Here is a 14538-nt window from a genome sequence, read left to right on the forward strand (position 1 = left end):
TACAAGCGGGCTTGCTCGCGAAAGGGCCCTATCAGGCGCCGAGAAACCCGGCCACCTTCACAGCCGCAGCCTCCAGATGCTGCTCATGACTAAACCCCGAAGCCTTCAACGGCTTCAAATCATGATCCCCCGCCACCAGCCACATCACCTCGATACTCGGCGACAACACATACCCCTCCACCGCCGCTCGATTGCCCAGCGCATCCCGCTCGCCCTGCACAATCAACGTCGACGTCTTCAGCCCGGCCAGGTGCTCGGTTCGTGGCTTCTCCGGCTTGCCCACCGCATAGAACGGATAACCCAGGCACACCAGCGCGTCCGCGCCCAATTCATCCGCCAATAGACTGGCCATCCGCCCGCCCATGGACTTGCCGCCAACGGCCAGTTTCCCAGCGACATGACGTCGCACCTCGGCATACACCTCACGCCAGCATTCCAGCAGTTTCGGGGCTGGATTGGGTGGGCGTTTGCCCCCGTCCACACGGCGCTGGGCCATGTAGGGAAACTCGAAGCGCAACACGTTCACGCCATGCCCGGCAAGGCGTGCAGCCATGTCGTTCATGAAGCCCGAGTCCATCGGCGCACCCGCGCCGTGGGCCAGGATCAACGTCGTGGGCGTACGCGCGATAGACCCTGTGGCGACATCCCACAACCAGCCGCATTCCCGCACACACTGCGCCCATTGATCCCCGTCAATACTGGCCTTGTGCTCTTTGCCCATGCTTGCCTCGCTTTTTAGTCTGCCTATAACTCCAGCCCAAGTGCCGCATTTGCTTGGGTTGAACCGTGGATGGGGAACCATGAACACTACTTTAAGTACCGCCTATAACTACAAGGTGGTCCGCCAATTCGCCATTATGACGGTGGTGTGGGGCATCGTCGGCATGGGGCTCGGGGTTTTTCTCGCTGCCCAGTTGGTATGGCCCGAACTCAACTTCAATTTGCCCTGGACCAGTTTCGGCCGCTTGCGCCCGCTGCACACCAACGCGGTGATCTTTGCCTTTGGCGGTTGCGCGCTGTTTGCCAGCTCCTTCTACTCGGTGCAACGCACCTGCCAGACCCAATTGTTCGCGCCAAAGATCGCGCAGTTCTGCTTCTGGGGCTGGCAGCTGGTCATTGTGCTGGCCGCGATCACCTTGCCGCTGGGCTACACCAGCTCCAAGGAATACGCCGAGCTGGAATGGCCGATCGACATCCTGATCACCATCGTCTGGGTGGCCTATGCCATCGTGTTCTTCGGCACGGTGATGAAGCGCAACACCAAGCACATCTACGTCGGTAACTGGTTCTTCGGTGCGTTCATCATCACCGTGGCCATCCTGCATATCGTCAACAACCTGGAAATCCCGGTCAGCCTGACCAAGTCCTACTCGCTGTACGGCGGTGCGACGGATGCCATGGTGCAGTGGTGGTATGGGCATAACGCGGTAGGCTTTTTCCTCACCGCCGGCTTCCTCGGGATGATGTACTACTTCGTGCCGAAACAGGCCGAACGTCCGGTGTATTCCTATCGCCTGTCCATCGTGCACTTCTGGGCACTGATCACCCTGTACATCTGGGCCGGCCCGCACCACTTGCACTACACCGCGCTGCCGGACTGGGCACAGTCCCTGGGCATGGTGATGTCGCTGGTACTGCTGGCACCGAGCTGGGGCGGGATGATCAACGGGATGATGACCCTGTCGGGCGCCTGGCATAAGTTGCGCAGCGACCCGATCCTGCGATTCCTGGTGGTTTCCCTGGCCTTCTACGGCATGTCGACCTTCGAAGGGCCGATGATGGCGATCAAGACGGTCAATGCCCTCTCCCACTACACCGACTGGACCATCGGCCACGTACACGCCGGGGCGCTGGGTTGGGTAGCGATGATCTCCATCGGCGCGCTGTATCACATGATCCCGAAAATCTTCGGTCGCGAGCAGATGTACAGCCTCGGCCTGATCAACGCGCACTTCTGGCTGGCCACCATCGGCACCGTGCTCTACATCGCCTCGATGTGGGTCAACGGCATCGCCCAGGGCCTGATGTGGCGTGCAGTCAACGAAGACGGCACCTTGACCTACTCCTTCGTCGAAACCCTGGTGGCCAGCCACCCAGGCTTCATCGTGCGACTGGTGGGCGGGGCGATCTTCCTCAGCGGCATGTTCCTGATGGCTTACAACACTTGGCGCACCGTGCGTTCGGCACAACCCGCCGAAGTCGCCGCTGCGGCGCAGATGGCCTGAGGAGTCGATGATGAAACACGAAACCATTGAAAAGAACGTCGGCCTGCTGATGCTGCTGATGGTGCTCGCCGTGAGCATCGGCGGCCTGACCCAGATTGTGCCGCTGTTCTTCCAGGATGTGACCAACAAGCCAGTGGAAGGCATGAAGCCCTACACCGCGCTGCAACTGGAAGGCCGCGACATCTATATCCGCGAAGGCTGCGTACAGTGCCATTCGCAGATGATCCGCCCGTTCCGCGCCGAAACAGAGCGTTATGGCCACTACTCGGTGGCCGGTGAAAGCGTGTGGGATCACCCGTTCCTGTGGGGCTCCAAGCGTACCGGGCCGGACCTGGCCCGCGTCGGCGCGCGCTACTCGGACGACTGGCACCGCGCGCACTTGTACAACCCGCGCAACGTGGTACCGGAATCGAAGATGCCGGCGTACCCATGGCTGGTCACCGCCCCGGTCGACAGCAGCCACACCGAGACCAAGCTCAAGGTGATGCGCACCCTCGGCGTGCCGTACACCGACGACGACATCGCCGGTGCCGTGGCCTCCCTCAAGGGCAAGACCGAGATGGACGCGCTGGTTTCGTACCTGCAAGTGCTCGGCACTGCCATCAAGAGCAAGAGGTGAGCCATGGGATTTGATTTCGATGCTGGAACCATCCGCGGGCTTGGCACGCTGGTCGTGGCCATCGCCTTCATCGGCTTGTCGCTGTGGGTGTTCAACTCCCGGCGCAATTCGGAGTTCGCCGAGGCGTGCCTGCTGCCGTTTGCCGATGAACCGCTACCGCCAACCCCCGACGCTCAAGAAGAGCCTGCAACAAGGAGCAACCGGCCATGACTACCTTCTGGAGTACATGGATCTGTGTACTGACCCTCGGCAGCCTGATCGGCCTGACCTGGCTGTTGATCGGCACCCGCAAGGGCGAGACCAAGGGCAGCGTGGACCAGACCATGGGCCACGCCTTCGACGGGATCGAGGAGTACGACAACCCGCTGCCGCAATGGTGGTTCATGCTGTTCGCCGGCACCCTGGTGTTTGCCGTCGGCTACCTGATCCTCTACCCGGGCCTGGGCAACTGGAAAGGCGTATTGCCGGGCTATGAAGATGGCTGGACCCAGACCAAGGAATGGGACAAGGAGATGGCCAAGGCCGACGCCAAATTCGGGCCGATCTTCGCCAAATTCGCGGCCATGCCGGTGGAAGAAGTTGCCAAGGACCCTCAGGCGCTGAAAATGGGCGGCCGCCTGTTCGCCTCCAACTGCGCGGTGTGCCATGGCTCGGACGCCAAGGGCGCCTACGGCTTCCCGAACCTGGCAGACAACATCTGGCGCTGGGGCGGTTCGGCGGATGCAATCAAGATGACCATCATGAATGGCCGTCATGCCGCGATGCCGGCCTGGGGTGAAGTGCTGGGTGAGGACGGTGTGAAGAACGTCGCAGCCTATGTGCGCCATGAATTGGCAGGCCTGCCGCTGCCGGCGGACAGCACCGCGGATGTCGCCGCGGGCCAAGTGGCATTCAGCACCACCTGTGTCGCCTGCCACGGGCCGGAAGGCCATGGCGTGGAAGCCATGGGCGCGCCGAACCTGACGCAGCCAGGTGGCTTTATCTACGGCACCAGCCTGGCGCAGTTGCAGCAGACCATTCGCCACGGCCGCCAGGGCCAGATGCCTGCGCAGGAAGTACTGCAAGGCAATGACAAGGTGCACCTGCTGGCCGCCTATGTTTACAGCCTGTCCCACAATGCTGATGGCGCAACGCCTGACAGCCAACCCGAGTAATCCTGCACCACCCAAAAGCCGCGCCTGATTCAGGCGCGGCTTTTTTGCGACCCATTGTCGCACCCTTCCGATCGCTGACTTTCCCCTCCTGCCATTCGGGTCTACGCTTGTTTGCACAGTGGACTGGCATTGGCCGGTCGACGGCCGACTTGCACTCGATGGGTTGAAACATTTCTGCTCGATGACAGGCGCAAAGGCTGGTACCTACCGGCTGTCGTGCCACTGGCCATTCGTCACCCGAGCTGCTTGTTTACACACACTCAGTTACAAGTACCTTCGACCCGTTTAAAATCCTGTCCAAGTCGTCAGCTTTTAACCCTGAATTTTGTCCTTACGCCAAACATGGAAAGGGCGCAGAATCTGGTTTGGAACGCATTGACGCAGGTCACCTTGCGTTGCAATGGAATCTTGCTTTCTCCATACTTGCGACCGATTTTTACCCTATAAAAAAACTAAACCGTGGAACCTTAGAATGAGCACAGCAATCAGTCCGACTGCTTATAACTATAAGGTAGTCCGCCAGTTCGCCATCATGACGGTGGTCTGGGGGATCCTTGGCATGGGGCTCGGCGTTTTCATTGCCTCGCAACTGGTTTGGCCAGAGTTGAATTTTGGCCTGCCATGGACGACATTTGGACGCCTGCGCCCGTTGCACACCAACCTGGTGATTTTCGCCTTCGGTGGATGTGCACTGTTTGCCACTTCTTACTACGTCGTGCAGCGAACCTGCCAAACGCGACTGATTTCCGATGCACTGGCGGCCTTTACCTTCTGGGGTTGGCAAGCGGTCATCGTGGGCGCGATCGTCACCCTGCCGCTGGGCTACACCACCACCAAGGAATACGCCGAGCTGGAATGGCCGATCGCCATTTTGCTGGCGATTGTCTGGGTGACCTACGCAGTGGTGTTCTTCGGCACCATCGTCAAGCGCAAGACCAAGCACATCTATGTCGGCAACTGGTTCTACGGGGCATTTATCCTGGTGACGGCGATGCTGCATATCGTCAACCATGCGTCCTTGCCGGTCAGCTTCTTCAAGTCCTACTCGGCCTACGCCGGTGCGACGGACGCAATGATCCAGTGGTGGTACGGCCACAACGCCGTAGGTTTCTTCCTCACCACCGGCTTCCTGGGGATGATGTACTACTTCGTGCCGAAACAGGCCGAGCGTCCGATCTACTCCTATCGCCTGTCCATCGTGCACTTCTGGGCCCTGATCACCCTGTACATCTGGGCCGGTCCGCACCACCTGCACTACACCGCATTGCCGGACTGGGCCCAGTCCCTGGGCATGGCGATGTCGATCATCCTGCTCGCGCCAAGCTGGGGCGGCATGATCAACGGCATGATGACCCTGTCGGGCGCCTGGCATAAATTGCGCACCGACCCGATCCTGCGGTTCCTGGTGGTCTCCCTGGCGTTCTACGGCATGTCGACCTTCGAAGGCCCGATGATGGCGATCAAGACGGTCAACTCGCTGTCCCACTACACCGACTGGACCATCGGCCACGTACACGCCGGCGCCCTCGGTTGGGTAGCGATGATTTCCATCGGCGCGCTGTACCACATGATCCCGAAACTGTTCGGCCGTGCGCAGATGCACAGCGTCAGCCTGATCAACACCCACTTCTGGCTGGCCACCATCGGTACCGTGCTCTACATCGCCTCGATGTGGGTCAACGGCATCACCCAGGGCCTGATGTGGCGTGCAATCAACGATGACGGCACCCTTACCTACTCCTTCGTCGAAGGGCTGCAAGCCAGCCATCCGGGTTACATCGTGCGCGCCCTGGGCGGTGCGATCTTTGCCAGCGGCATGCTGTTCATGGCCTACAACGTGTGGCGCACCGTGCGTGCCTCCGACCCTGTAGAAGCCGAAGCCGCTACCAAGATCGCCGTTGTGGGAGCTCACTGATGAAGCATGAAGTAGTCGAGAAGAATATCGGCCTGCTGGCCTTCTTCATGGTCATCGCCGTGAGTATCGGCGGCCTGACCCAGATCGTTCCGCTGTTTTTCCAGGACGTGACCAACAAGCCGGTGGAAGGCATGAAGCCGCGCACCGCCCTTGAACTGGAAGGCCGCGACGTCTACATCGCCAACGGTTGTGTCGGCTGCCACTCGCAGATGATCCGCCCGTTCCGCGCCGAAACCGAACGCTACGGCCACTACTCGGTCGCCGGTGAAAGCGTGTGGGACCACCCATTCCTGTGGGGTTCCAAGCGTACCGGCCCGGACCTGGCCCGGGTCGGCGGTCGTTACTCCGATGACTGGCAGCGTGCGCACTTGTACAACCCGCGCAACGTGGTGCCCGAATCGAAAATGCCGGCGTACCCGTTCCTGGTCGAAAACAAACTCGACGGCAAGGACACCGCCAAGAAGATGGAAGTCTTGCGCACCCTGGGCGTGCCCTACACCGACGAAGACATCGCCGGCGCGGCAGCGGCCGTGAAGGGCAAGACCGAAATGGACGCACTGGTGGCCTACTTGCAAGGCCTTGGCACCATCATCAAAAGCAAACGGTGATCTGGATGGATATCGGGATGATTCGAGGCCTGGGCACCGTTGTCGTGATGGTGGCCTTTATCGGCCTGGCCTTGTGGGTGTTCAGCCCCAAGCGCAAGTCGGAGTTTGAAGACGCGACGTTGCTGCCCTTCGCGGATGATCCCGAAGCCATCAAGCACGTCGTGGAAGCGTCTAGGAGTAACAAAGAATGACTACGTTCTGGAGTCTGTACGTCACAGTCCTCAGTCTGGGTACCATTTTCGCCCTGACCTGGCTGCTGCTGTCGACCCGCAAGGGCCAGCGCGCCGAGCAAACCGATGAAACCGTCGGCCACTCGTTCGACGGCATCGAGGAGTACGACAACCCGCTGCCCAAATGGTGGTTCATGCTGTTCGTCGGCACCATCATCTTCGCCCTCGGTTACCTGGCGCTGTACCCTGGCCTGGGCAACTGGAAAGGCCTGCTGCCGGGCTACAACTACCTCGACAACGACAAGCAAACCCCATTTGCCAATGGCCAGACCGGCTGGACCGGCGTACACGAATGGGAAAAGGAAATGGCCAAGTCGGACGCCCGGTTCGGGCCGATCTTCGCCAAGTTCGCCGCCATGCCGATCGAAGAAGTGGCCAAGGACCCGCAAGCCTTGAAGATGGGTGGCCGCCTGTTCGCCTCCAACTGCTCGGTGTGCCACGGTTCCGACGCCAAGGGTGCCTACGGTTTCCCCAACCTGACCGACGCCGACTGGCGCTGGGGCGGCGACCCGGCCACCATCAAGGAAACCATCATGAAGGGCCGCCACGCGGTGATGCCGGCGTGGGCCGAAGTCATTGGCGAGCAAGGCGTGGCCGATGTGGCCGGCTTTGTGGTGACCAACCTCGATGGCCGCAAATTGCCGGAAGGCGCGAAGGCAGACGTGGCCAACGGCGAGAAACTCTTCGCCGCCAACTGCGTGGCGTGCCACGGTCCTGCCGGTAAAGGTACACCCGCCATGGGCGCGCCTGACCTGACCCACCCTGGCGCGTTCATCTACGGTTCGAGCTTCGCGCAACTGCAGCAGACCATCCGTTATGGCCGTCAAGGCCAGATGCCTGCGCAGGAGCAGTTGCAGGGCAATGACAAGGTGCACTTGCTGGCGGCCTATGTTTACAGCCTGTCCCATGGAGACAAGGCAGCTGAGGAGCAGTAAGCATTAAAACCAAAAAGCCCCGCGCAGCCAATGCTGCGCGGGGCTTTGGTAATGGGGCATTGGTGGAACTCAACTTACCCCGAGGACGAGGCGTTACCGTTCTTCATGCACTTGGTCCATTCTTTTAATAGCAGCGTTGATCGCCCCCCGATCAGCCGATTTAGACCAATCCGTCAGTCCTAACTGTGCCACTAACTCAGGACGACTCAAGATTTCCCGCGCGACCATCGCTTCATCTGGGCCGCGATCATGACGCGTCCCATCCGCGATGTTCTTCAGTGAAGCGTAAGTCACACCCTCCCTGCGATCAATTCCACCCCAACCGCGCTCCGGGTAATAGGTGTCATATTCATTCAGGAGCTTTTGCGCCAGTTCTTTATCACTCATCGTGGCCAGGGGAAACCCCATATTCTGACCCACGGTTATGATACTTTCACGATCGATTTTGCCATCGTGCTTATGCTTTCCGTACCCATCGAGTTTCTCCATGAGTACAGGATTTTCCAGCAGCGAACGGGCAAAATTCATGTCGTCACTGCTGTAGCCACTCTGCGCAGAGGCATACGCAACCTGTCGTAGAGAGTCGCGGGTGATGTAGTCTGGTTGCGCAGGGTCGGCATACTTATCAAAGTTTCTGAGTAGACGGTCGGCCACCCGATAATCATTCCAACTACTGAATTGCTCTACGCTGATGCCAGAGGATACTGGCAGCGTCGAAGCCGATGGTGGAACGGCTCCAACATTATGCGTGTCATTAGCACGTTGAATGGTCATTGGTTTCCTCGATTTGAATAACGTCAAAACAAAATAAATTTATCGGCGCGCAAGAGACCTAGGCATAACGTTCAACAATTGCTCATCAAAGGTTTCATCGTGGTAACGCTGCGCGCTGCTACAAAACATTGCCGAACACTGATCCAGACTTGATCTCAACGTCGGCATTTCCTGCGTGGCAATAACGCGATCAGCGTTCCTACAACAAACGTTTCATTCTGTGTAAACAAAGGCTCGTTTGGGCCTAAGAACTGATATCGCAGAAGCGTCAGCTTCCTAACCAATCGTTGTAGGTTATTTAACAGCGCAAAAAGCAGTTATAAAAACGCCACCACACCGGCCCGTAGACCTCTCCTGATTTACTTACTCAACACCAGGAAGTCGCAAGGGAAACGGCAAGGTGCACTTGCTGGCGGCGTATGTTTCGGACTGTCCCATGGGAACAAGCCGCCAGACGCCGTGTGAGGAAAAGCGGTGAAAAAAAACGGCCCCGCCAGTGGAGATTGGCGGGGCCGTTTTGTTTTCAAGTCGAAAAAGTCGTCACCGCCAGCAACGCATCTACATTTGAGATTGATCAAGAAAACCGCAGGTAGTAACGTGACTACATTCGTACTCCATACGGAGGTTAGCCCCCATGACCATCACCACCATTTCCAGCCGTGAATTCAATCAAGACACAAGCGGTGCCAAAAAAGCCGCCCGCCAAGGCCCGGTTTTTATCACTGACCGGGGCAAGCCTGCCCATGTACTGCTAAGTATTGAGGACTACCAAAAACTGACAGGCCTCAATGCCGACATCGTTGACCTGTTGGTGATGCCTGAAGCGGCAGATATCGAGTTCGAAACCGAACGCGCCGTGATCACTCATCGACCCGTGGACTTCACTTGATGTATCTACTCGACACCAACGTCATCTCTGAACTGCGCAAACCCCAGGCCGATGCCAAGGTCGTCGCCTGGGCCAAAAGTGTCATCGCGCCACGGATGTATATTTCAGCCATTACCTTGAAGGAACTGGAAACAGGAGTCCTGCGAATGGAGCGGCGTGATCCCGCCCAGGGGAAGGTTTTGCGCACATGGCTCAAGCGCCATGTCATGCCGGCGTTTGATGCCAGAATCCTGCCGATTGATGCAGCAGTTGCCCTGCGCTGTGCCAGCTTGCATGTGCCAGACCAGGCCAACGAAAGTGACGCGCTGATCGCTGCAACCGCGCTGGTTCATGGGCTGACAGTGGTCACGCGCAACACTGGCGACTTTCAATCCAGCGGCGTCGCGCTGATCAATCCATGGGACGAATGACCGGTAAGGCTGCGAAAACCGTCCATACTTCACAAGTCAATTGACCCAGATCACGTACACCATCAATTGATTTCCCCCAACGCGACCAAAGGTCGCACCCGTCGAAGGGTATCAGGGGCGTATCATTAGGCCACTGCAACACCCCTATTTTGACCCCGGCTGGCACGTACTGGCCGAGGCAAATCTCCACTGCCGTGGGATGCAATGATGAGCAACCAGATTCCGGTACATGACGTTACTCCGCCTGCCAAAAATTCGAATAACACCGTCGATCTCTACGCATCGCGGGAGAAAATCTACACCCGTGCCTTCACCGGCTTGTTCCGCAATCTGCGGATGCTCGGGGGTGCCGGTTTGTTCCTGCTCTACTTCGGCACCGTGTGGCTGAACTGGGGTGGCCACCAGGCAGTCTGGTGGAACCTGCCGGAACGTAAATTCTTCATTTTTGGCGCAACTTTCTGGCCCCAGGATTTCATCCTGCTGTCGGGCATCCTGATCGTGGCGGCGTTTGGCCTGTTCTTCATCACCGTGTATGCCGGCCGCGTCTGGTGCGGCTACACCTGCCCGCAAAGCGTGTGGACCTGGATCTTCATGTGGTGCGAAAAGGTCACCGAAGGCGACCGCAACCAACGCATCAAGCTGGACAAGGCGCCGATGAGCGCCAACAAGTTCCTGCGCAAGTTCGGCAAGCACAGCCTGTGGCTGATCATCGGCTTCGTCACCGGCATGACCTTTGTCGGCTACTTCTCGCCGATCCGTGAACTGGTGTTCGATTTCTTCACCGGCCAGGCGGATGGCTGGTCGTATTTCTGGGTCGGCTTCTTCACCCTCGCCACCTACGGCAACGCCGGCTGGCTGCGCGAGCAGGTGTGCATCTACATGTGCCCGTATGCGCGTTTCCAGAGCGTGATGTTCGACAAGGACACGATGATCGTTTCCTACGACCCGCGCCGTGGCGAAGTCCGTGGGCCGCGCAAAAAAGGTATCGACTACAAGGCCCAGGGCTTGGGGGACTGCATCGATTGCACGATGTGCGTGCAGGTGTGCCCTACCGGCATCGACATCCGTGACGGCCTGCAGATTGAATGCATCGGCTGCGCGGCCTGCATCGACGCCTGCGACAACATCATGGACAAGATGGAATACCCTCGCGGGCTGATCAGCTACACCACCGAGCACAACCTGTCCGGGCAGAAAACCCATAAGCTGCGCCCGCGCCTGATCGGTTATGCCCTGGTGCTGCTGGCGATGATCAGCCTGTTGGTGGCCGCCTTCTTCGTGCGCTCGCTGGTGGGTTTCGACGTCAGCAAGGACCGCGTGCTGTACCGCGAAAACGCCGAGGGCCGGATCGAAAACGTCTACAGCCTGAAGATCATGAACAAGGACCAGCGCGACCACACCTACGTGCTTGACGCCGCAGGCCTGCCAGACCTCAAGCTGCAAGGCCGGCGCGAGATCAAGGTAGCGGCCGGGGAAATCTTCAGCATGCCGGTGGAGTTGTCGAGCGCACCGGAACAACTGCCGTCGAGCACCAACGAGGTGAAATTCATCCTCAGGGATGCCGATGACGACAGCGTCCACATTGAAGCCAAGAGCCGATTCATCGGCCCACAAGTCCGTTAATAGAGAGCCGAACAATGCCCGCAGCTACTGCCGCAAGCCCCTGGTACAAGCACCTCTGGCCCTGGATCATCATTGGGATCCTGACCTGCTCGGTGACGTTGACCTTGTCCATGGTGACCATCGCGGTGAACAACCCCGACAACCTGGTCAACGACAACTATTACGAGGCCGGCAAAGGCATCAACCGTTCCCTGGACCGCGAACTGCTGGCCCAGACTCTGCAACTGCGGGCCAAGGTGCACCTGGACGAGTTGACCGGCGAAGTCGAATTGCACCTGACCGGCAACAGCGGGCCCGGCACCCTGGAGCTGAACCTGATTTCGCCGACCCAGCCGGAGAAGGATCGCAAGATCATCCTGACCCGCAGCGACAGCGAGCCCGGCCGCTACATCGGCCAGGTGACCGACAAGGTCGAAGGCCGCCGCTTCGTCGAGCTGCTAGGGGTGGAAGGCGACCGGACCTGGCGTATGTTTGAAGAAGAACAGGTCAGCCATGACAAGGACTTGCTGCTGGGCGACGAGCCGCTGCAGGGTGCTGAAGACCTGAAAAAATAGAGCGTCACCTGTTTGATCGTTCCCACGCTCTGCGTGGGAATGCATCCCGTGACGCTCCGCGTCACAAGAGCGGACGCGGAGCGTCCAGCGAAGCGTTCCCACGCAGAGCGTGGGAACGATCATCGGAACTGAGCCATGACCACCCCGATCCCCTGCTACCACTGCGCCCTGCCCGTGCCGCCCGGCAGCCGGTTCACTGCCGTGATCCTCGGCGAGCCCCGCGAGCTGTGCTGCCCGGGCTGCCAGGCGGTGGCCGAGGCAATTGTCGCCGGTGGCCTGGAAAGCTATTACCAGCACCGCAGCGAAGCCTCGGCCAACCCCGAGGCGCTGCCGGTGCAACTGGTGGACGAGCTGGCGCTGTATGACCGTGCCGATGTGCAAAAGCCTTTCGTGCGCCACGACGGTGATCTGTCGGAAGCCACACTGTTGATGGAAGGCATCAGTTGCGCCGCCTGTGGCTGGCTGATCGAAAAACACCTGCGCAGCCTGCCCGCCGTGGCCGAGGCACGCCTGAACCTGTCCAACCACCGCCTGCACGTGCGCTGGGCCGACGGGCAATTGCCCCTGAGCCAACTGCTCGGCGAATTGCGTCACATCGGCTACGCCGCCCACCCGTATCAAGCCGACCGCGCCGCTGAACAACTGGCCAGCGAAAACCGCCTGGCCCTGCGTCAACTGGGGGTGGCCGGGCTGCTGTGGTTCCAGGCGATGATGGCGACGATGGCCACCTGGCCGGAATTCAATATCGACCTGAGCCCGGAGCTGCACGTGATCCTGCGCTGGGTCGCGATGTTTCTGACAACGCCCATCGTGTTCTACAGCTGCGCGCCGTTTTTCAAGGGGGCGATGCGCGACCTGCGCACCCGCCACCTGACCATGGATGTTTCGGTGTCCCTGGCCATTGGCGGTGCCTACCTGGCCGGAATCTGGACCGCCATCACCGGCACCGGCGAACTGTATTTCGATGCAGTCGGCATGTTTGCCCTGTTCCTGCTGGCTGGGCGCTACCTGGAGCGTCGCGCCCGGGAACGTACGGCGGCAGCCACCGCGCAGTTGGTCAACCTGTTGCCAGCCTCGTGCCTGCGCATGAGTGCCGACGGGCAAAGTGAACGGATCCTGCTCAGCGAACTGGCCCTGGGCGACCGGGTACTGGTGCATCCGGGGGCGGTGCTGCCGGCAGACGGCATCATCCTCGACGGCCAGTCGAGCATCGACGAATCGCTGCTGACCGGCGAGTACCTGCCGCAACCACGCCAGGTCGGCGATGCCGTCACTGCCGGCACCCTCAACGTCGAAGGTGCGCTGACCGTCGAAGTCCGCGCCCTGGGCCACGACACGCGCCTGTCGGCCATCGTGCGCCTGCTGGAGCGGGCCCAGGCGGAGAAACCCCGGCTGGCGGAGATCGCCGACCGCGCCGCCCAATGGTTCCTGTTGTGCTCGTTGGTCGCCGCTGCGGTCATCGGCCTGGTGTGGTGGGAGCTGGATTCGTCACGGGCGTTCTGGATCGTGCTGGCGATGCTGGTTGCGACCTGCCCTTGCGCCCTCTCACTGGCAACACCCACCGCCCTGACGGCAGCCACCGGCACCCTGCACAAACTCGGCCTGCTGCTGACCCGCGGCCACGTGCTGGAAGGCCTGAACCAGATCGACACGGTGATTTTCGACAAGACCGGCACCCTTACCGAAGGTCGCCTGGCGTTGCGCGCGATCCGCCCGTTGAGCCTGCTGGGCAGCGACGAGTGCCTGAGCCTTGCGGCGGCGCTGGAGCAACGTTCGGAACATCCGATCGCCCGCGCATTCGGCCGCGCGCCGTTGGCGGCGGATGAAGTGCTCAGCACGCTGGGCCTGGGCCTGGAAGGCCGCGTCGGTGACCGCCGGTTGCGCATTGGCCAGCCGGGTTTTGTCTGCGAACTGAGCGGCTGCGCCCTCCCCGCCTCGCCGAAGGAAGCCGGCCAATGGCTGCTGCTGGGCGACACCGACGGCGCCCTGGCCTGGTTTGTCCTGGATGACCGCCTGCGCAGCGACGCGCCCGCCTTGCTCGCCGCCTGCAAGGCACGCGGCTGGCGCACGTTGCTGCTGTCGGGAGACAGCTCGCCGATGGTTGCCAGTGTCGCCGCCGAGCTGGGCATCGACGAAGCCCATGGCGGCCTGCGCCCCGATGACAAGCTGCAAATGCTGCAACAGTTGCACAAGGAAGGCCGCAAGGTGCTGATGCTCGGCGATGGCGTCAACGATGTGCCGGTGCTGGCCGCCGCCGATATCAGCGTGGCCATGGGCTCGGCCACCGACCTGGCCAAGACCAGCGCCGACGCGGTGTTGCTGTCGAACCGCCTCAACGCCCTGGTACAAGCCTTTACCCTGGCCCGGCGCACCCGCCGGGTAATCATTGAAAACCTGCTGTGGGCCGGGCTGTACAATGGCCTGATGTTGCCGTTTGCCGCCCTCGGCTGGATCACTCCCATCTGGGCGGCGATCGGCATGTCCCTCAGTTCGTTGACCGTGGTGCTCAATGCCCTGCGCCTGACTCGCATGCCGAGCACGCCAGCCGTGAGCCCCGCCCCCGTAACCCGCCCGCTGCCGGCTTGAGCCGCGCGGGCATGGA

15 protein-coding genes are annotated in these 14538 nt (G+C 60.5%); 13 read left to right on the forward strand and 2 right to left on the reverse strand.

Translation table 11 applies throughout. The features are described 5' to 3' along the window. Positions 1–31: 31 nt before the first annotated feature. The gene (locus HX807_RS02990; protein WP_177049207.1) at positions 32–721 is read right to left on the reverse strand and encodes an alpha/beta family hydrolase; all 690 of its coding nucleotides are present in this window, start codon (positions 719–721) and stop codon (positions 32–34) included. Positions 722–800: 79 nt separating this feature from the next. On the opposite strand from HX807_RS02990, the gene ccoN (HX807_RS02995) reads away from it, so the two are divergent. The 8 genes from ccoN (HX807_RS02995) to ccoP (HX807_RS03030) all read left to right on the forward strand — a co-directional run bounded on the left by ccoN (HX807_RS02995) (position 801) and on the right by ccoP (HX807_RS03030) (position 7686). After that, a complete protein-coding gene (ccoN, locus tag HX807_RS02995; RefSeq protein ID WP_003219009.1) occupies positions 801–2225 on the forward strand; it encodes a cytochrome-c oxidase, cbb3-type subunit I in 1425 nt (474 codons plus the stop codon). 10 nt (positions 2226–2235) lie between these two features. Further along, positions 2236–2844, forward strand: a complete 609-nt coding sequence (ccoO, locus tag HX807_RS03000) for a cytochrome-c oxidase, cbb3-type subunit II (protein ID WP_003219010.1) — start codon at positions 2236–2238, stop codon at positions 2842–2844. A 3-nt stretch (positions 2845–2847) separates the two neighbouring features. Further along, positions 2848–3054: a cbb3-type cytochrome c oxidase subunit 3 gene (locus HX807_RS03005; RefSeq protein ID WP_008437576.1), complete on the forward strand. Its 207-nt coding sequence runs from the start codon at positions 2848–2850 to the stop codon at positions 3052–3054. Continuing rightward, positions 3051–3998, forward strand: a complete 948-nt coding sequence (ccoP, locus tag HX807_RS03010) for a cytochrome-c oxidase, cbb3-type subunit III (RefSeq protein WP_003219014.1) — start codon at positions 3051–3053, stop codon at positions 3996–3998. Before HX807_RS03005 ends, ccoP (HX807_RS03010) begins: the two co-directional genes overlap by 4 nt. Before the next feature lie 472 nt (positions 3999–4470). Beyond that, complete coding sequence (gene ccoN, locus HX807_RS03015) at positions 4471–5913, forward strand: cytochrome-c oxidase, cbb3-type subunit I (RefSeq protein ID WP_003219015.1); 1443 nt, start codon at positions 4471–4473, stop codon at positions 5911–5913. Continuing rightward, a complete protein-coding gene (ccoO, locus tag HX807_RS03020; protein ID WP_003193167.1) occupies positions 5913–6521 on the forward strand; it encodes a cytochrome-c oxidase, cbb3-type subunit II in 609 nt (202 codons plus the stop codon). Before ccoN (HX807_RS03015) ends, ccoO (HX807_RS03020) begins: the two co-directional genes overlap by 1 nt. A 5-nt stretch (positions 6522–6526) precedes the next feature. Next, positions 6527–6712: a CcoQ/FixQ family Cbb3-type cytochrome c oxidase assembly chaperone gene (locus HX807_RS03025; RefSeq protein ID WP_008437575.1), complete on the forward strand. Its 186-nt coding sequence runs from the start codon at positions 6527–6529 to the stop codon at positions 6710–6712. Then, on the forward strand, positions 6709–7686 hold the full coding sequence (gene ccoP / locus HX807_RS03030) for a cytochrome-c oxidase, cbb3-type subunit III (RefSeq protein WP_003219020.1): 978 nt from the start codon (positions 6709–6711) through the stop codon (positions 7684–7686). Before HX807_RS03025 ends, ccoP (HX807_RS03030) begins: the two co-directional genes overlap by 4 nt. A gap of 93 nt (positions 7687–7779) precedes the next feature. On the opposite strand, the gene HX807_RS03035 is transcribed toward ccoP (HX807_RS03030), so the two are convergent. Further along, entirely contained in the window at positions 7780–8460 is a 681-nt protein-coding gene (locus HX807_RS03035) for a hypothetical protein (RefSeq protein ID WP_023659084.1), read from the reverse strand. Between the two features lie 634 nt (positions 8461–9094). On the opposite strand from HX807_RS03035, the gene HX807_RS03040 reads away from it, so the two are divergent. The 5 genes from HX807_RS03040 to HX807_RS03060 all read left to right on the forward strand — a co-directional run bounded on the left by HX807_RS03040 (position 9095) and on the right by HX807_RS03060 (position 14522). Beyond that, complete coding sequence (locus HX807_RS03040) at positions 9095–9349, forward strand: type II toxin-antitoxin system Phd/YefM family antitoxin (protein WP_003219024.1); 255 nt, start codon at positions 9095–9097, stop codon at positions 9347–9349. Then, on the forward strand, positions 9349–9759 hold the full coding sequence (locus tag HX807_RS03045; protein WP_087694843.1) for a type II toxin-antitoxin system VapC family toxin: 411 nt from the start codon (positions 9349–9351) through the stop codon (positions 9757–9759). The genes HX807_RS03040 and HX807_RS03045 overlap by 1 nt, the downstream gene beginning before the upstream one ends. A gap of 207 nt (positions 9760–9966) precedes the next feature. After that, on the forward strand, positions 9967–11382 hold the full coding sequence (gene ccoG, locus HX807_RS03050) for a cytochrome c oxidase accessory protein CcoG (RefSeq protein WP_003219028.1): 1416 nt from the start codon (positions 9967–9969) through the stop codon (positions 11380–11382). Positions 11383–11396: 14 nt separating this feature from the next. Then, entirely contained in the window at positions 11397–11936 is a 540-nt protein-coding gene (locus HX807_RS03055) for a FixH family protein (protein ID WP_008437568.1), read from the forward strand. Positions 11937–12071: 135 nt separating this feature from the next. Next, positions 12072–14522, forward strand: a complete 2451-nt coding sequence (locus tag HX807_RS03060) for a heavy metal translocating P-type ATPase (protein ID WP_177049209.1) — start codon at positions 12072–12074, stop codon at positions 14520–14522. Positions 14523–14538 lie beyond the last annotated feature (16 nt).

It is taken from the genome of Pseudomonas sp. D8002 (assembly GCF_013385695.1).
Classification (GTDB): Bacteria; Pseudomonadota; Gammaproteobacteria; order Pseudomonadales; family Pseudomonadaceae; genus Aquipseudomonas.